Source organism: Pseudomonas sp. GW821-FHT02H09 (genome assembly GCF_059421425.1).
Genome location: NZ_JBWKVA010000005.1, coordinates 141,748 through 168,473 on the forward strand (window position 1 = coordinate 141,748; position 26,726 = coordinate 168,473).

At 56.9% G+C, this 26,726-nt stretch carries 26 protein-coding genes, 1 tRNA gene and 1 pseudogene; 10 read left to right on the forward strand and 18 right to left on the reverse strand.

The features are described from left to right. Positions 1–61 precede the first annotated feature (61 nt). The 7 genes and pseudogenes from AC07VR_RS08480 (at position 62) to AC07VR_RS08510 (ending at position 4,157) form a co-directional block, all read left to right on the forward strand. Positions 62–922 (forward strand): CAP domain-containing protein, encoded by an 861-nt coding sequence (locus AC07VR_RS08480; protein WP_495011003.1) that lies wholly within the window; start codon positions 62–64, stop codon positions 920–922. A gap of 235 nt (positions 923–1,157) precedes the next feature. Further along, positions 1,158–1,373, forward strand: coding sequence for a tautomerase family protein (locus tag AC07VR_RS08485; protein ID WP_494994393.1), 216 nt, complete (start codon positions 1,158–1,160; stop codon positions 1,371–1,373). Then, positions 1,370–2,026 (forward strand): DsbA family oxidoreductase, encoded by a 657-nt coding sequence (locus AC07VR_RS08490; RefSeq protein WP_495011004.1) that lies wholly within the window; start codon positions 1,370–1,372, stop codon positions 2,024–2,026. The genes AC07VR_RS08485 and AC07VR_RS08490 overlap by 4 nt, the downstream gene beginning before the upstream one ends. Positions 2,027–2,067: 41 nt before the next feature. Beyond that, entirely contained in the window at positions 2,068–2,778 is a 711-nt protein-coding gene (locus AC07VR_RS08495; RefSeq protein ID WP_494994391.1) for an SDR family NAD(P)-dependent oxidoreductase, read from the forward strand. Positions 2,779–2,837: 59 nt separating this feature from the next. Continuing rightward, positions 2,838–3,680, forward strand: a complete 843-nt coding sequence (locus AC07VR_RS08500; RefSeq protein ID WP_495011005.1) for an oxidoreductase — start codon at positions 2,838–2,840, stop codon at positions 3,678–3,680. A gap of 56 nt (positions 3,681–3,736) precedes the next feature. Continuing rightward, positions 3,737–3,883: pseudogene (locus AC07VR_RS08505) on the forward strand (transcriptional regulator); the annotation flags it as partial. After that, a complete protein-coding gene (locus AC07VR_RS08510; protein WP_495011006.1) occupies positions 3,873–4,157 on the forward strand; it encodes a helix-turn-helix domain-containing protein in 285 nt (94 codons plus the stop codon). The pseudogene AC07VR_RS08505 and the gene AC07VR_RS08510, both read left to right, overlap by 11 nt. Positions 4,158–4,646: 489 nt before the next feature. Here AC07VR_RS08510 and AC07VR_RS08515 read toward each other — a convergent pair whose 3' ends face one another. Further along, the gene (locus AC07VR_RS08515) at positions 4,647–4,937 is read right to left on the reverse strand and encodes a DUF3077 domain-containing protein (protein ID WP_494994388.1); all 291 of its coding nucleotides are present in this window, start codon (positions 4,935–4,937) and stop codon (positions 4,647–4,649) included. A gap of 730 nt (positions 4,938–5,667) precedes the next feature. Between AC07VR_RS08515 and AC07VR_RS08520 the strand changes: the two genes are divergently transcribed. Next, positions 5,668–6,066: a carboxymuconolactone decarboxylase family protein gene (locus tag AC07VR_RS08520; RefSeq protein WP_494994387.1), complete on the forward strand. Its 399-nt coding sequence runs from the start codon at positions 5,668–5,670 to the stop codon at positions 6,064–6,066. Positions 6,067–6,163: 97 nt separating this feature from the next. Continuing rightward, positions 6,164–6,388, forward strand: coding sequence for a hypothetical protein (locus AC07VR_RS08525; RefSeq protein WP_495011007.1), 225 nt, complete (start codon positions 6,164–6,166; stop codon positions 6,386–6,388). Positions 6,389–6,424: 36 nt separating this feature from the next. Here the strand turns inward: AC07VR_RS08525 and AC07VR_RS08530 are convergent, their stop codons facing one another. Then, a complete protein-coding gene (locus AC07VR_RS08530; RefSeq protein WP_495011008.1) occupies positions 6,425–6,913 on the reverse strand; it encodes a SixA phosphatase family protein in 489 nt (162 codons plus the stop codon). 1,245 nt (positions 6,914–8,158) lie between these two features. Here AC07VR_RS08530 and AC07VR_RS08535 point away from each other — a divergent pair. Next, complete coding sequence (locus tag AC07VR_RS08535) at positions 8,159–8,812, forward strand: sce7726 family protein (RefSeq protein ID WP_495011009.1); 654 nt, start codon at positions 8,159–8,161, stop codon at positions 8,810–8,812. An 8-nt stretch (positions 8,813–8,820) separates the two neighbouring features. Here the strand turns inward: AC07VR_RS08535 and AC07VR_RS08540 are convergent, their stop codons facing one another. From AC07VR_RS08540 to AC07VR_RS08615, 16 genes are all read right to left on the reverse strand, one after another. Beyond that, complete coding sequence (locus AC07VR_RS08540) at positions 8,821–9,948, reverse strand: beta family protein (protein ID WP_462000476.1); 1,128 nt, start codon at positions 9,946–9,948, stop codon at positions 8,821–8,823. 3 nt (positions 9,949–9,951) lie between these two features. Next, the gene (locus AC07VR_RS08545) at positions 9,952–10,446 is read right to left on the reverse strand and encodes an ImmA/IrrE family metallo-endopeptidase (protein WP_157225376.1); all 495 of its coding nucleotides are present in this window, start codon (positions 10,444–10,446) and stop codon (positions 9,952–9,954) included. Further along, positions 10,443–11,099, reverse strand: coding sequence for a hypothetical protein (locus tag AC07VR_RS08550; protein ID WP_495011010.1), 657 nt, complete (start codon positions 11,097–11,099; stop codon positions 10,443–10,445). Before AC07VR_RS08550 ends, AC07VR_RS08545 begins: the two co-directional genes overlap by 4 nt. A gap of 936 nt (positions 11,100–12,035) precedes the next feature. Beyond that, positions 12,036–12,359, reverse strand: a complete 324-nt coding sequence (locus tag AC07VR_RS08555; protein WP_015373527.1) for a hypothetical protein — start codon at positions 12,357–12,359, stop codon at positions 12,036–12,038. After that, on the reverse strand, positions 12,356–13,333 hold the full coding sequence (locus AC07VR_RS08560) for an integrase domain-containing protein (protein ID WP_495011011.1): 978 nt from the start codon (positions 13,331–13,333) through the stop codon (positions 12,356–12,358). The genes AC07VR_RS08555 and AC07VR_RS08560 overlap by 4 nt, the downstream gene beginning before the upstream one ends. 912 nt (positions 13,334–14,245) lie before the next feature. Then, positions 14,246–15,568: a tyrosine-type recombinase/integrase gene (locus AC07VR_RS08565; protein WP_495011012.1), complete on the reverse strand. Its 1,323-nt coding sequence runs from the start codon at positions 15,566–15,568 to the stop codon at positions 14,246–14,248. A gap of 172 nt (positions 15,569–15,740) precedes the next feature. After that, positions 15,741–15,816 (reverse strand) — tRNA-Thr (locus AC07VR_RS08570). A 188-nt stretch (positions 15,817–16,004) separates the two neighbouring features. Further along, positions 16,005–16,226 (reverse strand): formate dehydrogenase subunit delta, encoded by a 222-nt coding sequence (locus tag AC07VR_RS08575; RefSeq protein ID WP_494994383.1) that lies wholly within the window; start codon positions 16,224–16,226, stop codon positions 16,005–16,007. After that, on the reverse strand, positions 16,223–19,111 hold the full coding sequence (fdhF, locus tag AC07VR_RS08580; protein WP_495011013.1) for a formate dehydrogenase subunit alpha: 2,889 nt from the start codon (positions 19,109–19,111) through the stop codon (positions 16,223–16,225). Before fdhF ends, AC07VR_RS08575 begins: the two co-directional genes overlap by 4 nt. After that, positions 19,108–20,670 carry a formate dehydrogenase beta subunit gene (locus AC07VR_RS08585; RefSeq protein WP_495011014.1) on the reverse strand — a complete coding sequence of 521 codons (1,563 nt, stop codon included), beginning with the start codon at positions 20,668–20,670 and terminating at the stop codon, positions 19,108–19,110. Before AC07VR_RS08585 ends, fdhF begins: the two co-directional genes overlap by 4 nt. Beyond that, positions 20,667–21,143: a formate dehydrogenase subunit gamma gene (locus AC07VR_RS08590; protein WP_494994380.1), complete on the reverse strand. Its 477-nt coding sequence runs from the start codon at positions 21,141–21,143 to the stop codon at positions 20,667–20,669. Before AC07VR_RS08590 ends, AC07VR_RS08585 begins: the two co-directional genes overlap by 4 nt. 372 nt (positions 21,144–21,515) lie before the next feature. Next, positions 21,516–22,343, reverse strand: a complete 828-nt coding sequence (locus AC07VR_RS08595) for an FkbM family methyltransferase (RefSeq protein WP_495011015.1) — start codon at positions 22,341–22,343, stop codon at positions 21,516–21,518. 200 nt (positions 22,344–22,543) lie between these two features. After that, on the reverse strand, positions 22,544–23,785 hold the full coding sequence (locus tag AC07VR_RS08600; protein ID WP_495011016.1) for a nucleoside deaminase: 1,242 nt from the start codon (positions 23,783–23,785) through the stop codon (positions 22,544–22,546). Positions 23,786–24,091: 306 nt separating this feature from the next. After that, on the reverse strand, positions 24,092–25,321 hold the full coding sequence (locus AC07VR_RS08605; RefSeq protein ID WP_495011017.1) for a methyltransferase: 1,230 nt from the start codon (positions 25,319–25,321) through the stop codon (positions 24,092–24,094). Continuing rightward, on the reverse strand, positions 25,302–25,991 hold the full coding sequence (locus AC07VR_RS08610) for an ABC transporter permease (protein ID WP_495011018.1): 690 nt from the start codon (positions 25,989–25,991) through the stop codon (positions 25,302–25,304). Before AC07VR_RS08610 ends, AC07VR_RS08605 begins: the two co-directional genes overlap by 20 nt. After that, positions 25,988–26,683, reverse strand: coding sequence for an ABC transporter permease (locus AC07VR_RS08615; RefSeq protein WP_494994372.1), 696 nt, complete (start codon positions 26,681–26,683; stop codon positions 25,988–25,990). The genes AC07VR_RS08610 and AC07VR_RS08615 overlap by 4 nt, the downstream gene beginning before the upstream one ends. Between the last annotated feature and the right edge of the window lie 43 nt (positions 26,684–26,726).

A 26,726-nucleotide genomic window follows, 5' to 3' on the forward strand; every position in this document is an offset into this window, starting at 1 on the left:
CGGTCATTCCTCAGCCCACTATCGCCATTACCGCCGTCATCCCATCAGAGCTGCCCGCCTCATGCGCCAGACCGTTCGCTCCTCCCGCGTTTTCTCGCTCTGCCTTATTCCTTTGCTCCCCCTGTTCGCCAGTCCCGCCCATGCCGGCGGGGAAAGGCAACTGGTGGAGGACATCAACGACTACCGCGCCCAGCCGCAGCGCTGCGCGGGGCGCACGGTCCAAGCCTTGACGCCGCTGGCTCTGAAATCGAGCCTGGCCTTGCCGATCGGCTATGGAGGCGTTTCGCGGGAGACGTTGAAGGATTCCGGCTATCAGGCGGTGTCTGTGCGGACTATCCATCTGGTCGGCGCTGAAGATGCCGAGGAGGCCTTTGACATGCTCCAGAGCAGCTACTGTGGGGCCTTGCTCGATACCCAGTTCGCCGATATTGGCGTGTATCGCGACGAGAGTGAATGGCAGGTGGTGCTGGCGCGGCCCTTGCTCGATGGGCATCTGGACGATCCGCGAGCGGCGGGCAAGACGTTGCTGGCACAAGTCAACGCGGCACGGGCGAAACCGCGCCTGTGTGGTCGTCAGCGCTTCGCCGCTGCACCGCCGCTGACCTGGAATGCCGCCCTGGGGACAGCGGCGCAGGGGCACAGCCGGGCGATGGCCAACGACAATTACTTCGCGCACCAGGACCCAAACGGTGATATGCCGTGGGACCGAGCGAAGGCCGCCGGCTACGGTGGCCGGCAGATCGGAGAGAACATCGCCGCCGGGCAGAGTTCGCCGGGCAAGGCTATGGAAGGCTGGCTGGCCAGCCCCGGGCATTGCGCCAACCTGATGAACCCGATGTTTACCCAGGTTGGCGCGGCCTATGCCGCGAACTCGCGTAGCGACGAGGGCGTCTATTGGACGATGCTGTTCGGCGCGAAATGAAAAAGTGGGGGACACCCGTTAGCCGGTCCTGCGTCAAGATCCAAAGCCTACCCACCCTGCTTTATTAACGGCAGGGTGTTTTCCTCGCTAAACCTGATCGGGTGAACCGGTCGAACTCATTACATCACGTCACAAGTGATGTGTTTTTACCTATCTTTATCCCTCCAGACCAACGTCCTACATTGACCTCCACTACCTACCCGTCATATCGAAGGGAGGTCACAGGAGAGTTGTCATGCCTTTCGTCAGCGTGCGCATTACCCGCGATGGCGTCACTTCGGAGCAGAAAGCTCAGGTGATCGCTGAAATCACTGAAACCCTGGAGCGCGTCCTCCACAAACGCCCGGACCTGACCCACATCGTGATCGAGGAAGTCGACACCGATAACTGGGGCTATGCCGGGATGACCACTACCAAGTACCGCAAACAACTCGCGGAAGGTCAGTCATGACCCAGTCCATCACCATCGATTTCGTCTCCGATGTGGTGTGCCCGTGGTGCGCCTTGGGCGTGACGGCTCTGGAGCAAGCCATCGACAACCTGGCCGGTGAAGTCTCGGTTGCGCTGACCTTCAAGCCCTTCGAATTGAACCCGGACATGCCGGCGGTCGGCGAGAACGCGGTCAAGCACTTGATGCGCAAATACGGGCGCAGCGCCGAGGAAATCGCCGCCGGCAAAGCGATGCAGATCGCCCGTGGACAAGCCATCGGTTTCAAGTTCGATCTAGAGAAACGCAGCCACTTCTACAACACCTTTGATGCTCACCGTCTGCTGTTGTGGGCGTTGCAGGAAGGGCGGCAGGTCGCACTCAAGAAAGGCTTGCTGCGCGCTTATTTCACCGACGGCCAAAACCCAAGCGATCAGGAGACGCTGGTGCGCCTGGCCGCCGAAGCGGGGTTGGATTCGGCCGGTGCGCGTGAGGTGTTGATGTCCGGAGAGTTTGCCAAGGAGGTACGTGAACTTGAAGAGTTCTACCGCGAGCGCGGCATCAATTCGGTCCCGGCCATGATCCTCAACGGTCGTCACCTGGTGTCCGGTTCGCAGTCGGTCGAGTACTACGAACAAATGTTGAGACAAATGGCGAAGGCACCCGCCGAAGCCTGATTGATCACTTTTCAAACCCCAATATTTAGTAGAGGTTCATCATGAGCAATTCGAAAAAAGTCATTGTTATTACTGGCGCATCCCAAGGTCTCGGCGCGGGTATGGTCAAGGCCTTCCGTGATCTCGATTACCGGGTGGTTGCCACTTCGCGTTCGATCAAACCGTCCACCGACCCGGACATCCTCACCGTGGCGGGGGACATCGGCGACCCGGCGATCGCCGAGCGCGTGATTCGTGAAGCGGTCGCACGTTTTGGCCGTATCGACACCCTGGTCAACAACGCCGGGATCTTCGTCGCCAAGCCGTTCACCAGCTACACCCACGAAGACTACGCGGCTGTGCTGTCGGTGAACCTGAATGGTTTCTTCTACATCACCCAACTCGCCATCACCGAGATGGAAAAACAAGGCAGCGGCCACGTCGTCAACATCACCACCAGTCTGACGGATCACGCCATTGACGGCGTGCCTTCGGTACTGGCGTCGTTGACCAAAGGGGGCCTCAACGCGGCGACCAAATCCCTGGCCATCGAATACGCCAAGCGTGGCATCCGTGTGAACGCGGTCAGCCCCGGCATCATCAAAACTCCGATGCATGGCGAAGAAACCCATGAAGCGCTGGGGAATTTGCACCCGGTCGGGCACATGGGTGAGATCAGCGACATCGCCCAGGCCGTGGTGTATCTGGACTCTGCCGGATTCGTTACTGGCGAAATCCTGCACGTCGATGGCGGTCAGAGCGCCGGTCACTAAGACCTGTGCGCAGCGTCGTCGATCAACATCGACGGCGCCGCGATAGTGGAGCGCGCACCATGAACACTCTGGTACACAAGGTTTTCCTGATCACCGGCGTCAGTTCGGGCTTGGGCCTTGCCTTTTCGCAAGCGGCGCTGGCGGCGGGGCATACAGTGGTTGGCACGGTGCGGCGCGAGGCCGAGCGTAGCGCGTTCGAAGCGCTGCACGCCCATCGCGCCAAAGCGTTCGTGCTCGACGTCACCGATTATCCGGCGATCGAGCCGCTGGTGGCCGAAATCCTGCGTGATGTGGGGCGGATCGACGTGTTGGTGAACAACGCCGGCTATGGTCATGAGGGCATTCTTGAGGAGTCGCCGCTGACTGACATACAGCGCCAGTTCGACGTCAATGTGTTTGGCGCGGTGGCAATGATCAAGGCAGTACTGCCCGGCATGCGTGAGCGGCGCAGCGGGCATATCGTCAATATCACCTCCATGGCCGGCTTCATCACCTTGCCAGGCATCGCTTACTACTGCGGCAGTAAATTCGCCCTCGAAGGCGTCAGCGAAGCGCTGGCCAAAGAAGTGGAAGTTTTGGGTATCAAGGTGACCGCCATGGCACCTGGCTCGTTTCGTACCGAATGGGCGGGTCGTTCAATGATCCGTTCGGCTCGCACCTTGAGCGACTACGACCCGGTTTTCGATCCGGTCCGCAAGGCGCGTGAAGAGAAGAGTGGCAAGCAGGCCGGCGATCCGCACAAGGCGGCGCAGGCGTTGTTGACCCTGGTCGCCGCTGAAAAGCCACCCGTTCATCTGTTGCTCGGCAAGGATGCGGTGAGGCTGGTGCGCGAAAAAATAGTGGGTCTTCAAGCGGAAATCGATGCTTGGGAACATCTGTCGGGATCGACGGATTTCGAGTGATCGGAAACGCTGCCGCATGATGATTCAGACGCCGATGGCGGGGATTTCCTCAATCGTGGCGAGGTGGTACACGTGTCATTTACTACAACACGCTTTCTGAAGGCTCTATCTGGTTGCTAATCGCCTATACCAAGGCGAAGTTCGACAATTTACCCGCAGCCTTCCTCAAGCAGCTGAAGGAGGAAATCAACAATGGACAATGAACTGGAGCAGTTCCAAAAGGACTTGCTGGACTCTGTGCGTCAAATGAAAGCCGGTAAAGGCGCTCGCGTAACGGAAGTGCAGCTGTCAGCTGCTGCCGAAGCGCGGGCCAAAGTAGGCGTATCTCAAAATGCGTTCGCCAAGCTGCTTGGAGTCAGTTTGCGTACGTTGCAGGACTGGGAGCAAGGGCGTCGACAACCTACTGGAGCTGCGCAGACGCTGCTGCGCGTGGCAAGCCAACATCCTGAAGCATTGCGTGACTTACACGCGCTGTGAGATTGGAACAGGGAAGCATTATTGTAAGCTCGCTATAAACCCCATCTATCGGTAGGTGGGGTTATGACGCACTTACAAATAGATGGTATCGATTTCAGTCTGAAAAAAACCTCGACTTGTTCGTAATGCCGTTCAGTTAAGGCGACGACGCGATCCGTAGCAGCTGGCGAAGCCTGCGTTCGGCTGCGCAGCAGTCGCAAATCATGCAACCACGGTCAACCTGTAACACCACAGAGCCTGATTTTACGACCGCTACGCAGCCGAACGCAGCCTTCGGCAGCTGCTACGGGGAATGTGCGGAGCCAGAAATTCCTTAACTGAACAGCATTGCGACTTGTTCGAGGTTTTTTATGGGACGCAGGATCTGGCGAGCACAAATTTTCCAGCCAATAGAGACAACAAAGGCCTCGCATTTCTGCGAGCCTTTGCATCCGCTGTCAACAGCGAAGCTGCATGCCGTTCAACGCCAATTCCACTGCGTGGGAACGACTAACTGCCTTTCTTTTGCGCGGGTGCGAGCGGAAGGCTAAGCACCTTCACCACGTCATCGATCACCGCCTTGCTCATCTCCTGCAAATAATGTGACGCCCAGGCATAGCGGTCCGAACCCCGCTCCATCGCCGCATCCTCCGCCAGCATCTTCGCGACATGGAGCAAGTCGGACACGTGGGATAGGGCTTCTCGAATCGGTACGCCGCCGTTGACGCAGAACAGGGCCTGATCCGAATGGATGGAGAAGGGTGTGAGGCCGATGGTTTTTAGGTCTTGGGGGTTGGTCATTGGGCATCTCCGGGGGATGGGAGATAGCGGATGAGGGGGATGCAGATTTCGGACGGATTTATGGTGTGCATAGTGGGGTCTAGCTCCTTGACTTGAGGAACTGCCACGAACCTTCTCACAGGTTTGGGTGGCAGCCGTGCGCGGGGTGAGAAACCGGCAATCAAGGCAACCGGTAGACCCGAAGGTCTCCCACGCACAGCCGCCATAAAACGATATCGCGGGCGAAAAAAAACGCCGCAATAGGTCTTTTGGCGCTTTTGCGCCTTGATTTGCTCGGGTTCTCACACCCGGTCGCTGAATTTGCAACGACGGGGCAAGGTTAGCGTGGTGGTGGGATAGCTGCAACCGCGTGTTGGCCAAAGCGGCAGAAACAGCGGGGAGGGATCAAGATTTCCTGGAGGAAGCGCGGTTCACCGCTGCTCAGGAACCTTGATCAAGGTTGACTGACTTCCTCAGGGCATGAAGCAGTCACTCGATTTGTGGGGCTTTATCCAAATTAAATCACTACGCCCCGTATGTCTCTGAGCCCCCCTTCAATTTTGATAACTCCAAGTACTTAGTGGTACGTCATTGCACCAAAAGAATCTAAATCCATCCTGTTGTTTCTACGATGTTTAAGAATTCATTGCTGGAGTCGTCCTGCTGCCGACTCTGGCATGGCTGCCAGCGAACTAAACTACTAGTTGTATCTCTGGAGCAAGATACCTCCAGAGAAGCAAGGAGGTGTCAGATGGCCATTCGTGATACTTATCGGGAAATTGAACAGACCCTCGGTCAGGTACCGGAGTGGATTAAACAGATGCCGGAAGGCGGAGCGAGCGGATTTTGGGGCGTGGCTCGGGACTTCTGGCTGGCGGATACCAAGATTCCTAATAAGTACAAGGAGTTGATAGGTCTGGCGGTTTCCGGGGCGACCCGTTGTAAGTATTGCGCCCTGTTCCATACCGAAGCCGCGCGCTTGTTTGGCGCGAGCGACGAGGAAATTTCCGAAGCTAGCTTTATGGGCGCGCTGACCATGATGGGCAGCACCTTTATTAACGCCCAGCAGATCGACTACGAGCAGTTCCGGCAGGAAACGCTGAGTATCGTCCGGTATGTCAAAGATCACTCGCAAGCCAAGGCCGCTTAAGCCGTTGCGCGAACCTGCCCTTCGCCAGCTGACGAAGGATAAGCTGATTGCAATCACCAGCGATGGTCCAAGGACCACCGCTCGGTGGCAAGCGGCTGTGCTGCGAGCCATCGGCGAACTAATGCACTACAGCGATACCGCCCGCGAAGAAAACCAGGACCTGCGCATTCCCTTCGCCAAAGCACTCCATGACCTCTATGCGGGACAGAAGTCCGACGCCGAGTTGACGGAAATGGTGTTGCTGATGCTGGAAGTGGAAACCGCCCCCTTTCTCGGCAAAGGGCCCCAGGCGGGAACAGCATCTGGGAGCAATGACCTCTGAGAAAACCTCTGAGAAGTGGACTTTTTCAGATTTTCCCTAGGATTTTTTTGGATAGTCGAGCGCCACTTGTGCGGGCTCGATCTCGCCGATTTCTGACCACGACTTCGCATCGAACCTGAACTCAGCGACGGCGCACGTTGGCATGACGGTGATCTCGCTGGAGAGCCGCTGCGCGAGTTCGACCAACGCGGGGTTATGACCAAAGATCATCACTGACTTCAGCCGGTCGCCCAGCGTGCGGATGACCTCGAGCAAGTCATTCGCCTCGGCGGTATACAGCCTATCGTCCACGACTATGTCCTTGCGCCGGTAATCGAGCTTCCTGGCGATGATCTCCGCCGTCTCAAGCGCACGCACGGCCGGGCTCGACAGGATCAGATCGGGCCTCAGATCGCGCTTGGCCAAGCGCTCACCGATCTTGGGCGCGTCGCGTCTGCCTCGATCGTTCAAGGGGCGGTCTTTGTCGGGCTGCGCAGCGTCATCCCAACTCGACTTGGCATGGCGAATGAGAAATAACTTTTTCATACCGCCTCCGGTATCTGCGGAAAGTCCGACCAAAGGGGTCGTAGTGATTAATCTAAATTAAATCACCACATAGCCTTATCGGGGCGCTCCCTTTGGTGTGCCGACTCAGAAATATTGACTCGATGGCATGGACTCGTTGCCAATAATGAGCGTGCAGGCCTCGCTACTTTAGCCATTCCAATGGCTGTTCTACGCTGAGGGCCGGCTTGTCGAAGGGCCTCATGTAGTTTTCTCCGGGCACAAAAAAACCGCACGATTTGAGCTTGCTGACGGGGTCAACCTAGGCTTGGCGGGTGTATTGGGGGGCATTTTAGGTCGCTGGAGGAGGTCGTCAACGTCATGCTGAAGTGAAATTGTAACGGGTAGGTGTACCACCAGATTTTGGTGGGGCAACCGGATCCGCGTTGGGGTCGAAGATCAAAAGATCGCAGCCTTCAGCAGCTCAGGGGCTGTTTGTGGCAGTTGGATTTGTGGGGGCCAGAAACAACAAAGGCCCGCATTTCTGCGAGCCTTCGTTTTGTATGGTGCGGCACCAGGAGTCGAACTATACAAAAAATGGTAATTATCTCAGTAGCTTGTGTTCGGGCTGAGCTCCTATTTACCCCTATTTCTATCCTTAAGCGGCTGGTCCTCACTGAATTGCCTTGGATTTTCTACGCACCTTGCAAGCTCATTTGGACTGCTCCCCGTATCCTAGATATCTTCAACCCATGCAGACCACGATTTTACTAACTGATAAAACGGCCCATCCCATAATCGTGGAATGTCCCCGCTTTCTGATTGATCTTATTATTTGATTTTCGTTTTAATCGGATTGCGCCCAGTAATAGGGAGTACTTCGTTTATGCGGCGGTAATGCATGGCATGCTAGATAAAGGCATCAATAGAAAATGCGCGCTGTTTGGAGTTGGATAGTTGTAATATTGCTGGCTTGAGTTGAATTAGATTTGTATTTTTGGAATAACCTAGAAACGCCATAAATATTATGCGTGCTAGTGAAAGAGTAGTGATGACGTCTGCGGTTGCCGGCTTATCTGGAGCGGTGCAGAATTCTAGCTTTATATTGATTTCAATGCAGGTTATACTTAAGTTTCGATACTGTGGATAATTTATATTTTCCAGAAAGTTCGGGGAGTGCTGAAAATGTCAGGAGGGCTGAAAATATTTTGTTTTCGTGTCTGCTGCAGAGATGCTTTGTTGGCGGGCTGTGTGCGTTGGTTAAATGTATGAAAGCGGTGTTTAAATATGGGTGAGAAAGAGATTAAAACGACGGTTTTAGACAAGCTTTTGAAAACAGGGCAGATTGATTTTTCGTCCATTGTTTTTAGTGAGATGAACTTGGCAAGAAAAGCTCGCAGGGTAGATCTTGGTTATATTCGGAATCAAGAGATGGTCGCAATTGAAATTAAGAGCGAAAAAGATTCATTATTTCGATTGGCGGGACAGCTCGAAGAGTATAGAAAATACTTCGATCGCGTCATTGTTGCCGTTGCTGGGAAGTACGTTGAAGGGGTCCTCGCTATCGCTGATGATGATGTGGCGGTTTGGGAGGTGACCTCGGACGGGTTAAAGGTTATTCGCAAGGGTCGTCTGATTAAAAATGTATCTAAGCAAAATTACCTTGAGCTTATGACGAAGAGAGAAGTCTCCCTTCTAGCTAGGCGGATCGGCATAATTCCTTCCGACCTTGCAATGTATGAGTTGAAAATCGAAGTCTCAAGTAGGTTGAATAAGATTTCTAAATCTGATGTGAAAGACATACTTCTAGACGGGATTTCTAAGAGATTTAGCATGCCGTCAAATAGGTTCCTGGCCAAGGTCTGTGCTTTTGGTAGTGTCAGACCATCCGATGTGATTTTGTTAAGCCCATATTTGAAGCGCGTAGTCGAGGTAGCATGAGAGAGTGGTCAATCCACCCACTCTTCATCGGTGTTAATTATATCCCCAATAGCATTGTAATGAAGCTGGTTGAAAAGATGGATGTTGATGCGAACTGCGGTGGATTTTTGAGCGCTGTAAATTCCGAACTCATTATTTTCAGAGGTTATTTCAATCTGTTGGGTGCCCCAAAGGCGTAGCTCTGGAATCCAATATTCATCACTGATTATTTCCTTTGCAATATCTATATAGGCAGTCGTGCGTTTGGCTTTGGAGTCTGGCGCGTTATCGTCAACTTCTCGTCTGACGAATTTCCAATCTTTTTTTAATGGGTAATCAATTCTAGGAGGAGGAACTCCCGAACCACCATCTTGTTTCTCTGCACGTGCGCTTCCTCTGTCGGAATAAACGACAGGATTGAAGATTCCTTTTTCTGCTATTGTATTAAACAGAATTCTCTCGTATATAGAGTTCGTTCCTCGATGTTGCCCTGCAAAACCTGAAGGGAAAGAGGACGCGCTTATTGATATCGTAACATTTGCAATCTGGCGTTTTGCTTCTAGCATCAGCCTTTCTAAAAGCGGAATCCTCTCGTGGAAATTTACGTCGATCCCACCTAGATCGTAAATAATAAGAACATTTTCCGCTTTAGTAACATTGAGAGCGGTAACCAAGCGTTGATGCTTCTCAATATTTAGCTCGTTTGGACAGATCCTCAAGACTAACCCTCTATCAAGGGATGACAGCTTGTTAATCTGGCCCTCAATACCTTGTAGGCTTTCATGTCGAAGGCAAGGGATCGCATTTTTTTGGCTTTTTATGAAACTATACCAATTGTCATAACTGTTACTAGGGTCTAAAAGCTGCACTAATTCTTGATACACGGGTTTTTCGGGATATTCTCCTGTGAACAGGAATACTTTATTTTCGGAAAGAAATTTTTCGTCGATATCTGAGATCCAAGGACGGTTTCCTATGGACTCCTCAATTTTCTTGAGTGAGTTTTCCAGGCGATGAGCACTAACCCATCCTCTCAGGGAAAAGAGCGGAAGTAGTTCATCTTTGTCTTTGTCGGGGAGTTGTGCAATCGCCGTCATTTCAGCAAGACTTATTGCTAAGATCGGTATGTATTCCCAATTTGGAAATGTATCTTGCATAAACTATTTTTTCCCCGTCCTGATTTTTATTGCGGCGAGCGATACTTGGGCGAGCTCAGCGATTTTTTTATATCGATCATCTGGTTTTAGCGCACCATGCATAATTAGCGCTTCTTGGATAAGCGATGCAGGCATTATTATATCTGCCGCTAATCTATTGGCTTCTCTTTCCAGGTCATCCGAGAGTCTCGAGCGATAAAGTACATCATCTGTGATGCCGCCAGCGAGACGTTCACGATGTAGCAAAAAATGCGCGATTTCATGCGCAATAGTAAATCGTTGCCTTTCTTTAACATCGTGGCGATTAACCTTGATCGTAATAACTCCCTCCGTCTCCCTTATTTCTCCTGAAATTGAACCTGGCATAGTAGATTTAAGGATGGTTAATCCGAGATCCTTGGCGATTGCCCCGACCGCCACTGGCAGATTAGTTTGATGCGAAGATATGACGGTTCTTTGATGATCGCTCAAAGAGTTCCATTCTGGCGAAGTTCTCAATTTGACCGCTCCTCATCTGCAACTTCATCCGGCATTGAAGTATCTCGATATACAATATTTTCCACAGCGTTTTGAATTAGCCTGTCGAATCTATTTTCTTCGATTAGCTTAATTATATTCTCTTCTGTTGCTCTCGGAATTTCTTCTTTGGCGACTATTTCTACAGTTTCTTTTGCGGTTTTTCGAGCGTCTTTAATAGCTTCGTTCTTGATGTTGCGATACCCAAGTATTGCTAGTATCGCAATAAGTACTCCAAGTACAGTGATGATTACTGATACAGCGGATAATAAAAGCGTGGCCACGCTGTTATCGTCAGGTTTTCTTAATTCTGAGACTTCTTTCTCTAGATTTTTTATTTTTTCAGCTTGGAGTTTTACTTCCAGTGCGAGATCTCGTGTGCTGGAATCCGCTTTGGGAATCATCGACTGGACGATCTCCTGAATAAGAAGATAGTCTTTCAGGTTGTTGTGATTTGTCAGACTTGACTCTTCTTGATTTTGTTCTTTTGTTTCGGTGTTGGATGTTTCTGCAAGAGTCTTGATGGCGTAGAGACTAAATATTAAAGCCAGAATCAATGTGGCTAACGTTGTTGTTAAGCGCATATGTCTTATATTTAGAATAGGAGTACTATTTTTTTGCGCTGTGTTGGGCATGCTGTTGTTCATCATGTTGTCGACGCTGCAATGCGCCGGTTTGTTGTTCTCCAACCTTTAATTACTGTATAGGCTGGTGATAAAAGATGGAGTATGCCAGCAGGGGGCACGAAGAAAAGACAAAACATAAATGAAAGTGTTTGTTGCATGCGCGTTAAATCGTGTCGATGTTGAGAGTACGACGGCGTGGCTTTCTCCATACGCTTTCGTTCTCGGATATCTGATAAAGTCTCTTTCCAAGATTTTATATATTCCATCACTGCACTTTCTCCTTCGACTACCTTGAAGCTTGAAGTAAGTAGCCCTACTATCTGCCTATACTTTTATGATGATTGGATGTCTAACTTTAATATGTACTTTCATCTGCTCATTAGTGTCAGTGTGCCATTAGACGGGGCCAATATTCAACCTCCGATGCTGTTTAGGGTTGCTCCTTCAAATTATTCAAGGGCTTGAGTCTAAACCGATTATCGACTCGGTCATTGATCCGACCACGAATGCTGTGTGTTATCAAGCCTTTAGAGCTCCCAGCGTGGATATACTGACTTGATGCTAGCCACGTCGCCCGGAAAGCTAAATTAGCCTAAAAACGGGAGACGTCGAGAAGCACCTCGCGATGACCTGCAAATTCAAGTGAGCGTTTGCCGGTTTAAGATGCCCAACAACCGTCCTCCATCGAGGCGGCCAGGATCGGGATATCCCTGAACCTATCGGAAGACCTTTCACGCTATCTCGCCGATCTGGCCAAGACGAGTGGCCAAGTGCGAGTTGCTTGGTGTTGGACGTTTTCCACGATGACATCGAGCATGAGAGGACTCAGAACGAATGGGTCGAACTGCGGTGGAGCAGACCGATTAAGGTAAATTCATCCACTGATGAACAACTAGCAGGGATGCGTGCCCCGCGCGGGATGCGGGTTGAGCGGCTGGAAAACTCTCAAGAACCTGGAAGACGAAGATAATTATGGCGATTAGGGTCCTTCGCCTTATGGCTGAACTGCCATGACTTTCCTAATCGCTTCGTGAGCAACCGTATCGTCAGCACAAAGTAATAGCGTGATGATTCCGCATGCCCATTCACGTGGTGATTTAAAAACCATACGAGGTGCTTCTGCTGCCACGTCCACGGATTGTCTCGATGCCAGCGGTCTGCAATTGCATTTTGGATAGCCTTAGCCTGCCGAATATGGCGCTGGCGCGTGGAATGCGACCCGCTCAGGACTCCCGCCAGAAACAGCTCCATTTCGAATGCTTTGCTCATGCTCGGCCTCCGATGTACGCCGACACTATGTCGATACGCCCGTGACCAAGTTCATAGCTGATTTGCACCCGAGCTTCACGATCCAAACGCTGTTCCAGTTGATAGCAATGGCCGCCATTGATGGGCGCGGGATGCTGGGTGATCTGCTCATAGCGTTCACACGCATAGGCCGCCCGTAATTCGTGGAAGCCTTTGAGGTGATAGGTCTGCAGGATGCCCCGTGCGAGTCGGACGACTTCCCGCAGAAAGTCTCGATAGCTTTCATTTGGTGCCAGCAGGTTCCGACTACCAGTGGGCGACACATGCTCGGCGTAGTTCAATGCTTCGCGAATATGATCATTTGCGACTATCCAGCGAGGTGCTGACGTTCCCGAGCGACCTCCTTTGGTGCCATCCTGAATGTTGATCTTGTCGTAGTGTTCGACCTCCCGTTGAAGACGCGGTAGGTCGGCTAAGATGGCTTCGCGCAGGCGCATCCCTGTGGAGCGTGCCAACTGTGCGATGGCGGCGGCACGAGGATGCTGTTTGCGGAGCGCATCTAGGATGCGCATCACGTGTTCGCGATCCTGGCCTTGTGGAACTGTCGTGCGGATTGTGGTGCGCTGCATTTCCAGCGCCTTGCTCGGACTCGGCACTTTCACGCGCTGATCACCGCGAAGCGCTGCCATGGTCCGGTTCACGCTGGATAATCGATTTTGTGCGGTGGCGATAGTGAAGTCGCCGCGCTCGACTAAGTGACGCAGATGCGCCGCGTAATCCGACAAGATCTGGCGATCTATCTGCCGTGCATCGTTGAGTCCTGGTCCATCGTCTGAGCGGCACCAGCGCACGAATGCCTGCCAACGATCACTGTGCGCTTTGACGGTCCCGTAATGCCCTCCGCGGAACATGTCTTTTAACGCCTGCGGCCCGGCATAACTCATTTGCCGACCATAGCCAAAATTGCGCCCGTCACGTTTACCTACCAATGCCATGATCGAACTCCGCTCAAAGCCAAAACTTTTAAAACCTTCCCCACGTCATCCCGCCAAGAATGTTGAGTGTTATCAGGGATCAAGGCCCCTGCGACCTGTGAGGGTTGTCCACTAACGCGGGACTGGCGGCTCTTTACGACCGGGAGCTTGGGCATCTCATGATCTGGCCTCCTGAACACTTCCGAGGAAGTGGGCGGGTGGAGGCTGCATTGGCTGACGAGACCGATGCCGCGAGATCCTGAGTTGGGTGAAGGCAGCTATGCGATGACCGGGGCATGCCTGACTGTCAGTCAGGTGCAGTCCATTCCGTGGGCTGCGGCACCATCATCTGCATCGCTGTTGCTGGTGACTTCGGTGTTTGTCACGCCGATTGTCATGAGGGGGGAGTGCCGCAAAGCCTTGTACGAGTTGGGCTGCAGCAGCGGTAGGAGCGCCCGTCTCTTTCCAGGAGAAAGAGACGGGCGCAGGTTGGCGCAATGAAATGGCCAAGCGGATAGGTTGCTGCAGGGCAGCTATGAAAGGGTATGAGTTGCCGCAGTGGGCACGCTGATAAAAGTAGGCATCCATCACATCGCTGTGACCGTGCGAGCCGCCAGACGCTAATCGCACTTTGGGGGAACCACCACGGTGTGGCGTAGCCTTAAAGGTTCTGGCTACCTGGGTTGCTGTCAACGACAGCGCTTTGCCCGATCTTTTCTACGCCTGTGGATAATTCGGGTCAAGACTCGAATTTTCCGGAGTTCTGCAGCTGTGGATGAAATTATCCACCGGTGGAAATCTGTGGTTTTCCACAGACAGTCGCGTGGGCTTTAGATTTTTTAAGTGAGGTCCATCCAAGCAGGGCGGCTTTGCAGCCCTGTTTGGATGGACCCGCGTGGACAAGCGGATCACTGAGATATGAAGACCGAGCGCTTACTCGGTTGCGCCACGTTTCGCTTTTAGGCGAGTGACGTTCGCTCCGGTCTGGTTGGCGAACTCGTGTGGAGTGACACGCTCCTGCCGGTTGGCCTCCAGGTACCGGCTCCACCAGTTCATGATCAGCCTCCGCTCCTCGATGAACTCTGCCTTGTGGATGTAAGCGGCGCGGACGTTGTTGCGTTCCTTGTGGCTCATCTGCCTTTCAATGGCGGTCTCGGACCACAGTCCTGACTCGATCAGTGCGCTGCAGGCCATCGAACGAAACCCATGCCCGCAGATATCGGTTTTGGTGTCGTATCCCATCGTCCGTAGCGCGTTGTTCACGGTATTTTCGGACATGGGTTTCCAGGGTTTGGCATCACCTGCGAAGACCAATGCGAATTTGCCTGTGAGTGCATGGATTTTTTCGAGTAGCGCCACTGCTTGCGGCGATAAGGGTACTAAATGGATATCCCCTGCCATCTTCGTACCCCTTGTGGAAAAGGGTACGCCTTCCAACGCGGGTCGAGTGTCCGGTATCTCCCAGGTGCCGCGCTTGAGGTCGAATTCGCTCCAGCGTGCGAAACGCAGCTCGCTGGATCGTACAAACACATGCAGCGACAGCATCACCGTCAGCCGGGTAAGTGCCCGGCCTTTATAGGTGTCGATCCGCTCCTGCAGTTCCGGCAGTCGCGATAAGGGTAGAGCGGGGCGATGTACCACCCGCGGGGCTTTGATCGAGCCTTCGAGATCGTAAGCAGGGTTTATGGTGATAAGCCGGAGGCGCTTTGCCTCGCGCATGATGCTCTGCAGGTAGTTTTGTACCCTTAAAGCAACGTCGATCGTTCCGCGCTTCTTGATCGCTTCCAAGGGCTGCATAAGGTCATGGGTGTCGAGATCAACAATGGCGCTTGCGCCGATCAGCGGGAATACGTGGGTTTTGAGGCGGCTCATCACTGTCTTGGAATGGCCTGGTGCCCACTTGGCCGACATTTCCGTGTGCCAGTCCAGCGCAACGCTTTCAAAGGTTCTGCCTTTGATCACAGCTTCCGCCTTGGCTTGGTGCTTGGTCTCTATGGGATCAATGCCATCCGCCAGCATTCGCTTGACCTCCAAGCGCTTGCGGCGCGCATCGGCGAGGCCAATGACGGGGTAGTTGCCGAACGAGGTCAGTCCTTCCCGTCCGTCAGGTTTGACGTAACGGAGCCGCCAGCCTTTGCGGCCATTGGGTTGGACTAGGAGATAGAGGCCATCGCCGTCGAAAAGCTTGTAGGCGCGGTCTGTAGGTTTTGCCAAGCGGCAAGCTGCGTCGGAGAGCGGAGCTGTGGTGCGCGACATAAGGGTACTCCCTTTTATCGAAGTGACCTGTATCCCAAACTCTACCCTTAAAACGGTTGGAATCCACCAGTTTCTGACGGAAACCGATGGAACGCCAAAACGAAAAAACCCGCCAGAAGGCGGGTTTTTCGGGGGTTCCAGAGATTTTGAAAGCCTTCTCTGGAACCTTGTATGGTGCCGGCACCAGGAGTCGAACCCGGGACCTACTGATTACAAGTCAGTTGCTCTACCAACTGAGCTATACCGGCGTGTTGGGCGACGATTATAGCGATTGGTTTGGTTCTGTAAACCCCTGAAATCTGACTATTTTTGCGTGAGGCGTGCTGACGCTTTGTGCTTGGGTGTGTGTGGGTTCTCCGCGCCCTCGAATAGTCGACTTTAAAAGCCTCTGGAACGCCCCTTGGCCTGTCTTCACAGGCCAGGGGATCGTGTGAATCTAAGCCTCCCAGCCCGCCCCACTGACCGCCGCCTGCGCCAGTGGGTGCAAGTCTGCCCCCTGATGCTCCGTCTGCCAGGCCAGCAACTCCTTGCGCATGCCGGGCGTCCAGTACATCTGCAGGTGATTACGCACGCCGAGCACGGCCTGTTGCTGGTCCGGTTCGCCGGCGAAGTACTGGGCGATCTGGTTGGCCATTTTGATCAGGTTGGCGGTGCTCATCGGCGTACCTCGGCTTTTGTTCCGGCGGTGCGTGCCTGGCGGCGTTCGTCGAGCAGGCGTTGTTGATCGTCGCTGAATGCCTGGTAGCGTTTTTGCCACTCGGAAGGGTGGTAGACGCGGCTGACTTCCACGGCGGTGACCTTGTACTCCGGACAGTTGGTGGCCCAGTCGGAGTTGTCGGTGGTGATGACGTTGGCCCCCGACTCAGGGAAGTGGAAGGTGGTGTACACCACGCCTGGGGCTACCCGTTCGCTGACCCGCGCACGCAGTACGGTCTGTCCGGCGCGGCTGCCGATGCCGACCCAGTCACCTTCGTTGATGCCACGGCTCTCGGCGTCGGTCGGGTGGATTTCCAGGCGGTCTTCGTCGTGCCAGGCGACGTTCTCGGTACGCCGGGTCTGGGCGCCGACGTTGTACTGGCTGAGGATGCGTCCGGTGGTCAGCAGAAGGGGATAGCGACTGTTGACCTTTTCCTCGGTGGGCACGTAGCCGGTGAGCATGAAGCGCCCCTTGCCGCGCACGAATTCCTCGATGTGCATGGTCGGTGTGCCGTCCGGTGCCGCGGCGTTGCACGGCCATTGCAGGCTGCCGTGGCGCTCCAGTGAGGCGTAGCTGACGTTGCTGAAGGTTGGCGTCAGGCTGGCGATTTCATCCATGATTTCTGACGGGTGCTGGTAGTTCATGGGATAACCCAGGGCGTTGGCCAGGGCCACTGTGCCTTCCCAGTCGGCCTTGCCGCCCAGTGGCTCCATGACTTTGCGCACCCGGGAGATGCGCCGCTCGGCGTTGGTGAAGGTGCCGTCTTTTTCCAGGAACGAGCAGCCTGGCAGGAACACATGGGCGAACTTGGCGGTTTCGTTGAGGAAAATGTCCTGCACCACAATGCATTCCATGGCCGACAGCGCTGCGGTGACGTGCTGGGTATTGGGGTCGCTCTGGGCGATGTCTTCGCCCTGGCAATACAGGCCCTTGAAGCTGCCGCCCAGGGCTGCCTCGAACATGTTGGGGATGCGCAGGCCCGGGTCGGGTTGCAGGGTGACGTTCCAGGCCTGTTCGAATTGCGTGCGTACCACCTCGTTGGAGATGTGTCGGTAGCCGGGCAGCTCGTGGGGAAAGGAGCCCATGTCGCAGGAGCCCTGAACGTTGTTCTGCCCACGCAGCGGGTTCACGCCCACGCCTTCGCGGCCGATGTTGCCGGTGGCCATGGCCAGGTTAGCGATGCCCATGACCGCGGTGCTGCCCTGGCTGTGCTCGGTGACGCCCAGGCCGTAGTAGATCGCCGCATTGCCTCCGGTGGCATACAGACGGGCGGCGGCACGGATGTCGGCAGCGGCTACGCCGCAGATGGCGCCAAGGACTTCTGGCGAGTTTTCCGCGCGGCTGACGAACTCGCGCCAGTGGGCGAAATCGCTGTCCTCGCAACGGGCGTCGATAAAGGCCTGGTTGAGCAGGCCTTCGGTGACGATGACGTGGGCCAGGGCGTTGAGCATGGCGACGTTGGTGCCCGGGCGCAGGGCCAGGTGCAGTTCGGCGCGGGCATGCACCGTGTCCACCAGATCAATGCGTCGTGGGTCGATGACGATCAGCCGCGCGCCTTCACGCAGGCGGCGTTTGAGCTGGGAGGCAAACACCGGGTGGGCGTCGCTGGGGTTGGCGCCCATTACCAGGATCACGTCGGCCTGCATCACCGAGTCGAAACTCTGGGTGCCGGCGGACTCGCCCAGGGTTTGTTTCAGGCCATAGCCGGTCGGCGAGTGGCAGACCCGCGCACAGGTGTCGACGTTGTTGTTGCCGAAGGCGGCGCGCACCAGCTTCTGCACCAGGTAGGTTTCTTCGTTGGTGCAGCGGCTGGAGGTGATGCCACCAATGGAGTCGCGGCCGTATTTTTGCTGCAGCCGGCGGAATTCGCTGGCGGCGTAGGTCACCGCTTCATCCCAGCTGACTTCCTGCCAAGGGTCGTTGATGTGCTTGCGGATCATCGGTTTGGTGATGCGATCCGGGTGGGTGGCGTAGCCCCAGGCAAAGCGCCCTTTGACGCAGGAGTGGCCGTGGTTGGCCTGGCCGTTCTTGTCTGGAACCATGCGCACCAGCTGGTCGCCTTTCATCTCGGCGCGGAACGAGCAGCCCACGCCGCAATAGGCGCAGGTGGTGATCACGCTGCGTTCGGGCTGACCCAGTTCGACCACGCTTTTTTCCATCAGGGTCGCGGTAGGGCAGGCTTGCACACAGGCGCCGCAGGACACGCATTCCGAGTCGAGGAAGTCCTCGCCACCGGCGGCCGCGACCCGGGATTCGAAACCGCGCCCGGTAATGGTCAGGGCAAAGGTGCCCTGGGTTTCTTCGCAGGCACGCACGCAGCGGTTGCAGACGATGCACTTGCTCGGGTCATAGTCGAAGTAGGGGTTGGAGGTGTCCTTCTGGTCGGCCAGATGGTTGTCGCCTTCATAGCCGTAACGCACCTCCCGCAGGCCGACCTGGCCGGCGACGGTTTGCAGCTCGCAGTTGCCGTTGGCCGAGCAGGTCAGGCAGTCCAGCGGGTGATCGGAGATGTACAGCTCCATGACGTTGCGGCGCAGGGTGGCGAGCTTCGGCGTCTGGGTGTGCACGCTCATGCCTTCGCTGACCGGCGTGGTGCAAGACGCCGGGTAGCCGCGCATGCCGTCGATCTCCACCAGGCACATGCGGCAGGAGCCGAAGGCTTCCAGGCTGTCGGTGGCGCACAGTTTGGGAATGGTGGTGCCCAGCAGCGCGGCGGCGCGCATCACCGAGGTCCCTTCGGGCACGCTGATACTGCGGCCGTCGATGTTCAGGGTGACTTGCACCTCGCTGTTGCGAGCAGGGGTGCCCAGATCGATATCGGTGTTCGGGTCGAAGAGAGTGATCATTGCTCAGCCTCCGAAGGCTGCAGACCGAAGTCGGCGGGGAAGTGCTTGAGGGCGCTGGCTACCGGATAGGAGACCATGCCGCCCAACGCGCACAGCGAACCGTATTGCAGGGTGTCGCACAGGTCCTTGAGGATGATCACCTGCTCATCACGACCGCTCTGGTCAGGCGCGGCCAGCAGGCGGTCGATCACCTCCACGCCCCGGGTCGAGCCGATGCGGCATGGGGTGCATTTGCCACAGGATTCCTCGGCGCAGAACTGCATGGCGAAACGCGCCATGCGGGCCATGTCCAGGCTGTCGTCAGCCACCACTACACCACCGTGACCGAGCATGGCGCCGATGGCGGCGAACGCTTCGTAATCCAGCGGCGTGTCGAATTGCCCCGGTGGCACCCAGGCGCCGAGGGGGCCGCCAACCTGCGCGGCTTTCAGCGGTCGGCCACTGGCGGTACCGCCGCCGTAGTCTTCCACCAGTTCCCGCAGGGTCAGGCCAAATGCCCGTTCCACCAGGCCGCCGTGACGAACATTGCCCGCCAGTTGGAAGGGCATGGTGCCCAGCGAGCGGCCCATGCCGTAATCGCGATAGAACTGCGCGCCCTTGGCCAGAATCAGCGGCACCGAGGCCAGCGTCAGCACGTTGTGCACCAGGGTCGGCAGGCCGAACAGGCCCTGCAAGGCCGGGATGGGCGGCTTGGCGCGGACGATCCCGCGCTTGCCTTCGAGAGAGTCCAGCAGCGCGGTTTCCTCACCGCAGATATAAGCGCCGGCACCGACTCGCACTTCCATGTCGAAGGCCTGGCCGCTGCCGCCGACATTGGCGCCGAGGTAACCGGCGGACCGGGCGATGTCCAGCGCCTCGCGCAGGGTGGCCACGGCCTGTGGATATTCCGAGCGCACATAGATGTAGCCGTAGCTGGCCCCGACGGTGATTCCGGCAATGGCCATGCCTTCGATCAGCAGGAAGGGGTCGCCTTCCATCAACATGCGGTCGGCGAAAGTGCCGGAGTCGCCTTCGTCGGCGTTGCACACAATGTATTTCTGCGCAGCCTGAGTGCCGCGCACCGTGCGCCATTTGATCCCGGCCGGGAAGGCCGCGCCGCCACGGCCACGCAGGCCCGAATCGAACACGGCGGTCGCGGTCTGCTCGCCGCCCAGGGCGATGGCCCGGGTCAAGCCCTCAAAGCCGCCGTGGGCCCGGTAATCCTCCAGGGACAGCGGCCGGGTAATGCCGGCGCGGGCGAACAGCAGGCGTTGTTGCGTCTTCAGATAAGGTAGCTGCTCCACCAGGCCCAAGGCCAATGGATGAGCGGACGGCTCGCCTTGCAACGCATCGAGCAGCGACGGCACATCGGCAGCGGTCAGCGGGCCGAAGCCGATACGGCCTTGCGGGCTGTCCACTTCCAGCAGCGGTTCCAGCCAGTACAGGCCGCGAGAGCTGGTGCGTTGCAGGTCCAGCGGCAAATTGCGTTCCCGGGCCTGAGTGGCAAGGGCCACGGCCACCTCATCGGCACCCACGGCACGGGCAAGAGAATCACAGGGCAGATAGAGACTCGGCATCATGCGTCCTCCAGGCAAGCGTCGAGCAGGGCATCCAGGCGCTCGGCGCTGAGCCGCGCATGCACCTGACCATCCAGCTCCAGGGCGGGCGAACAGGCGCAGGCGCCGAGGCAATACACCGGGCGCAGACTGATGTTGCCGTCGGCACTGCTGCCGTGGTCGTCCAGTTGCAGGCGTTCACGCAATTGCGCCGCGAGCTGCTCGGCGCCGCGGCTCTGGCAGGACTCGGCCCGGCACAGACGCAGGATATGCCGCGCCGGGGGCGCGGTGCGGAAGTCATGGTAGAAGCTGATCACCCCGCGAACCTCGGCCTGACTCAGGTTGAGGGCATGGGCAATCTCGGGGACGGCGGCATCGGGGATGTAACCGATGCCCTCCTGAATCTCATGAAGGATCGGCAACAGTGCGCCGGGGGAGCCCTTGTGGCGCTCCAGCAGGCTGTTGACCATAGGCAGGTGCAACATCTCATCAGGCATACAGCATTCCTCACGGTCACGGGCAAACCAGGCGGTTGTCGGTTGTCCGAAAGTGTCGGCTGCGGCACTCACACCACGTCACGGTATCGTGGCATTTTCAGGCCGTTGGCCAGGCACCCTGAGCGGGCATCTTGTTGGGCCCGGTGCGATCTTTGCCGCACCTGTTCAGGGCATAACAGGCAGCTTGCCACGCTGCCTTTGATTCATCTGCACCAAAGCGACGTGTTTGGTTCTTTCTGCGACTACCGGTTGAGTCTAGAAGAGCGCAGACCGAGGTGTCGTTCCTGAATGGTCGTTATGCCTTTTCGCTTGAGGGTTTATGCACAACGGATTGCTCGCCGGAGGATTTTGCGGCTGATTTTGTGGAGCGGCTCACGCTCGGCTGCGAACCAGCACATTCTTGAGTTTTTGAATGGCTCGCCATGACCGGCTGTTTCTCATGGCGTGCAGTTCTGCCTCGGCTTTTTCGGCCCGGCGCCGTTCGGCGATCAGGTCTTTTTCGGTGCCGGATACGGGGTGGCTGAATTTATGCCCGTAGCAAAACTGGAAGTCGTCCAGGTTGCATGGCGGGATGTCGAATGCCGGTTTGAGGTCCAGGTGTTCTTCGGCCAGGTAGAAGGTGTTGATGCCGTCGAACTGCACGGGGTGGTAGCGGGCGTCGGTGACGATTTTTTCCCAGGTCTGGTCGCGGTTCCACGGGGTTTCGATGAGGATGATCCAGGGCCGCCATTTGTTGAAGTCCATGCCGCGCAGGACGGTTTCTTCATGGCCTTCGACGTCGATTTTCAGGAAGTGGATCGGGCCGTTCACGTGTTCTTCGCAGATCGAGGCCAAGGTCCGCGACTGGACGGTTTGGCTGCGCACGTCCATGCCGGCGTCTTTGTGTTGCCTGGCGATGTTTGCATCCAGGGTCGAAAGCCCGGTGCCGGCGATCCCGTAGAAGGTGAGGTCTTGTACGGTTTCTCCGGCCACGCATTGAAGGTTTGTGTCCAAGGGCCGTTGCTGGCAAAGGGCGTCATAGTAGCCCTGGAGCGGCTCGATGTTGATGCCGTTCCAGCCGTGGTCGTAGAACGCCCGGGTGACCGAGTCCAGGGTGGGATCATTGGCCCCGACGTCGATGTAGAAACCGTTTTCGATGTACTTCAGCGCGCGCCACAACCGTATATCTTCGAAATTTTGTGCGTAAGAAATGAACGTCACTGTCTCTTCCTGATAGTCCGAACTGCGTTGGGATGGTGGCGCGCGCGCCAATCGCTTCAGTGCCTGTGTTGCAGGCCCGATGTCAGAGTTTAGCTATCTTGAGGCGGAACGTGTGGTGGCGAAGCGGCCAAATACGGGTGCGGGGCCGCAGGCCCGTTGATCGCACAACGGGCCTGGCCTTTGCAGGTTACTTCAGCGTGCTACACGCCGTTCTTGACCGCATTGATCAAGTCCTGGCTCAGGACCTGGGCCGGAGCCACTTGCACGCTTTGGGTGTAGAACGGTGGAAGGTCCTGGGCCAGTATCGACAGCGCCTGAGGCGTGACATTACCCGGCAGCAGTACGTATTGCAGGTTCGACGGGTAACTCTGGGGAACCGGGCCTTCCATGGTCGAACCGTAGGCACCGAGGGTCATCACCGCTTGCGCGGTGGTGGGGTCGGGAGCGTAGAGGAACACGAAGGTGCCGTATTTTGGGTGCGTCAGGTATTGCTCGGCTTGTTCGCGTACCAGTGGGTCCGGGTCATTCATCAAGGTCCAGCGCATGACGGCGTAGCCGCGGGTGGTTTCCATGAACGCGGTTCTAATCGGTGACTCGTTCTCTACCCCGCCCAGGCACACCAGCAAGTTGCCGAAGGGGTCGAGCAGGGCCACGGAGTTGAAGACGTCGGCTTGCTGTGCGGTCTTGAGCAGTGGCGGCGCCAGTTCGGCACCGGGGTCTCGCGGGTTGGCCGATTGAACGGTCAAGGCGTACGGGCTCAGCCTGGACAGCGCCTTGCGCACCGGGCTGTTGGCCGGGAGTGTCGCGGGGTTCTTCAGCTTTGAAGGTTCCACGCCACTGTTGTTGCTCGCTTCGCGCACTGTGTTGACGCTGGCGTCGAAGATCGAGCCGGTGAGGTAATAGGCTCGCGAATTGATGGTCTGGCCGGCGAACACCGGGCTTTTTGATCCTTGATAGGCACGATTGACCGGATCGCCGACGGCGTAATAGCCCCAGGTGTCTTGCGCCTGCTGACGAATCTGCGGCGGCAGGGACGGGAAGTTGAACTCGCTGTTGTAGTTGACCCCGGCATAGGTATCGATCGCGCTGACGGCGACGTTGAAACCGGCAGTGAGCAGGGCGCCGGCACACATGGCGCAAGGGTCCAGGGTGGTGACGATGGTCAGTTGGCCGGGCGTGGGAAGGTTCAGCGCCGCGACGTTTTCGTAGTACCAGTCAACCAGCTGCCGCTCGCCGTGGGCGGTCGGGTCGTGAGGCAGGAAGTAGGTGGTGCCGCTGCCCGGGAAAGGCATCAGTACGTTGTTGTGTAGTGCGGCGATGACCTCGCCGGTGGCGTTATCGATGATGGCGCCACCGACGGCGAAGGTTTTCTGCATGGCGGCGAGAATGGCCTGATCGGCGACGGTATCTACAGCTTCCTGCGCACTGTTCACTGTGCTCATGGTGTGCGAGCTCCTTGCTGTCCTCTCGCCAGACCATTCTGGCGTTTGAAGACGATAGCTCAGCTTTTCGAGCGCGTTTATGCCCTTTGGCTTGAACGTTTATGCACAACTGAGTGGTTGCAAGTCTGGACAATGCGCCATTTTGTGATCTGGTTCTCATTTGTGCGCAACTGGCTGTTTTTTCGGTTTTTTATTGGCTGAACGAAAATTGAACAGTTGTTGTTTAAGCTCTGAAATGGCTCTGGAATTGGATCCGCGAAAGTTTCATCAACAGAGTTATCCACAGGCTGGGGAGTAAAAAGGGGGCTATTTGCGTTCGGCCAGCAGCATCAGGTTGCGGGGTGTCAGTGGGGTTTCGCAGAACACTCCGAGGCGCACGCGGTAGTTTTGCTCTTGCAGAAAAAGTGCCCGATCAAGCACCAGCCAGAGTTCCAGTGGCCGACGAAACAGGCCGCGCAGCAACTCCAGGTTGCGCACCTGTGCCAGGCGTTGCCAGCCAGCAGTTTCCAGTGCCGGCCAATCCTGCTCGACGGTGGATAAATCTTTGAGTGCGGCGAGATCACGGCAGTAGTCGGCGAACGGCTTGTCCAGCCAGGCGCTGGGCAGTGAGGGTGTTGGCAGATACTCGTCGCACCCGCGCAGTTGCCGTTGCAGCAGGTCGAAGGCCAGCCGTCGGGCCATTGAGGTATCACGCTGGCGCCGTACGCGAGCGCCAGCAGTGACGGTTTCGCTGAGGGGCAGCGCCAGATCATCGAGCGATAGCTGTAGGCCAGATGCCTTGGCCGCGCCTGAAAGTGCCTGGTACTCGCTGCTCTGGATGCGGTTGTAGCAGCAAGGCGCGATTGCCAGTTGCTTGCAGCCCGCTCCGCTGGCCAGTTGCATCAGACGCACGTGCAGGTCGCCGCAGGCATGCAGCGCGACCGGGGTGTGTTCGGCGGTCAGGCGAGCAGCAGCGTCCGTTGCCAGGACGTCTTGCTGGACATGGGTAACCGGTAGCTGATGTCGCTGGCTGAGCTGTTCACCGGCATCGATCAACGCCGGGTCGTATTCCAGGCAGGTCAGCTGTTGTCCGGCGTGCAGCAGGCGGCGCCCCAAATGGCCTTTACCCGAGCACCAGTCGAGCCAGTGTCTGGGCTCCTCGGCAAATTGCAGGCACTGGGCAAAGGCCTCGATCTGCTGCCACTTGCGTCCGGGAACATCGACGTTCAAGCGTCGGGCGGCAGGATCGAGCGGATGGCTGGGCAGTTCGCCGACAGCGCTGAGTGCGGCGGACGTGGCGGCTAACGCTGAAAACGGAGCGGGGGCATCGAGGTGTTGTGGCTGGTTGTGGCTGGCTTCGGCGTCGTCCAGCGAACGTTGCCGTAGCCAGTTGGCCAGCTCGGGATGCTGCGCTTCCCATGGCAGCTGCCGATGGGTAAAAGGACGCGGTCGCCACAGCGCCTGATGCTCGATCAGAAACGCGTCCAGTGCCTTGAAACGGGCGAGCAGTTGCTCGCCCGTAAGCACCGGCGGCAGATCAGCGTCCCTGAGAGGCATCGACGCGCAACCAGCGCTCCAGCAGCTTGAAGCCGCGCACCAGTACATAGGCCATCAGCAGGTAGAACATCCCTGCAGCGAAGAAAATCTCCACTGGCAGATAAGTCCGCGCAATGATGGTTCGGGCCATGCCGGTCAGTTCCAGCAAGGTCACGGTGCTGGCCAGCGCGCTGGCCTTGAGCATCAGGATCACTTCGTTGCTGTAGGCCGGTAAACCGATCCGCGCTGCACGCGGCAGCATGATGTAGAGCAGCGCCTTGGGGCGCGACATGCCCAGAGCACGCGCCGCTTCGATTTCGCCGGGTGGAATGGCCTGGATCGCGCCGCGCAGGATCTCGGCGATGTAGGCCGCCGTGTGCAGGGTCATGGTGGCGGTGGCGCACCAGAACGGATTGCGCAGGTAAGGCCACATGGCGCTTTCACGCACCGCGTCGAACTGCGCCAGGCCGTAGTAGACCAGGAACAACTGCACCAGCAGCGGCGTACCACGGAAGAAGAAAATGTAGGCGTAAGGCAGGGTGCGTACGTACCTGCTCCGCGACGAGCGGGCGATACCCAGCGGAATAGCCAGCAGCAACCCGAGGATGACGGCGATAGCGACCAGTTCCAGGGTCAGGGTCGCGCCCTGCGCCAGTTTCGGCAGCCATTTGATGATCACTTCCCAGTTCATTGCGTGCTCCTGGCGAAGCCGCGAGCGGCGCGTTTTTCCAAAAAGTGCATGCCGGTCATGGCAAGAATCGTCAGGCCCAGGTACATGAAGGCGGCAACCATATAGAAGGTGAACGGCTGCTTGGACACGGTTACGCCGATTTGCGCGTGGCGCATGATTTCTTCCAGGCCGATGACCGACACCAGCGCGGTGTCCTTCATCAGGATCATGAACAGGTTGCCCAGCCCTGGCAGGGCAATGCGCCACATTTGCGGCATGATCAGCCGGGTGAAAATCCGAAACTTCGACAGGCCAAGGGCCACGCCGGCTTCACGATGGCCCTTGGGGATCGCCAGAATCGCACCGCGAAAGACTTCGGTGGCATAGGCGCCAAAGCACAAGCCAAGGGCGATCACGCCGGCAGCGAAGGCATTGAGTTCCAGATCGGGGTTGCCGAAAAACTCACCCAGCGCCCGCATCAGGTTGACCGTGCCGAAGTAAATCAGCAGCACCCAAAGCAGTTCCGGGATGCCTCGAACCAGCGTCGAGTAAGTACCGCCAAGCCATTGCAACGGCTTGTACGGGGAAGTCTTGGCCAAGGCGCCGAGCAGACCGAGAACCAGCCCCAGGCACAATGCCGAGAGAGCCAGTTTGACGGTCATCAGCGCGCCGGCGGCGAGCGCCGGGCCGAATCCGTAGAGATCGATATTCATGGATTTTTATTCAAATCGCAGCAGGCTTTGCTAAGGACCGGCA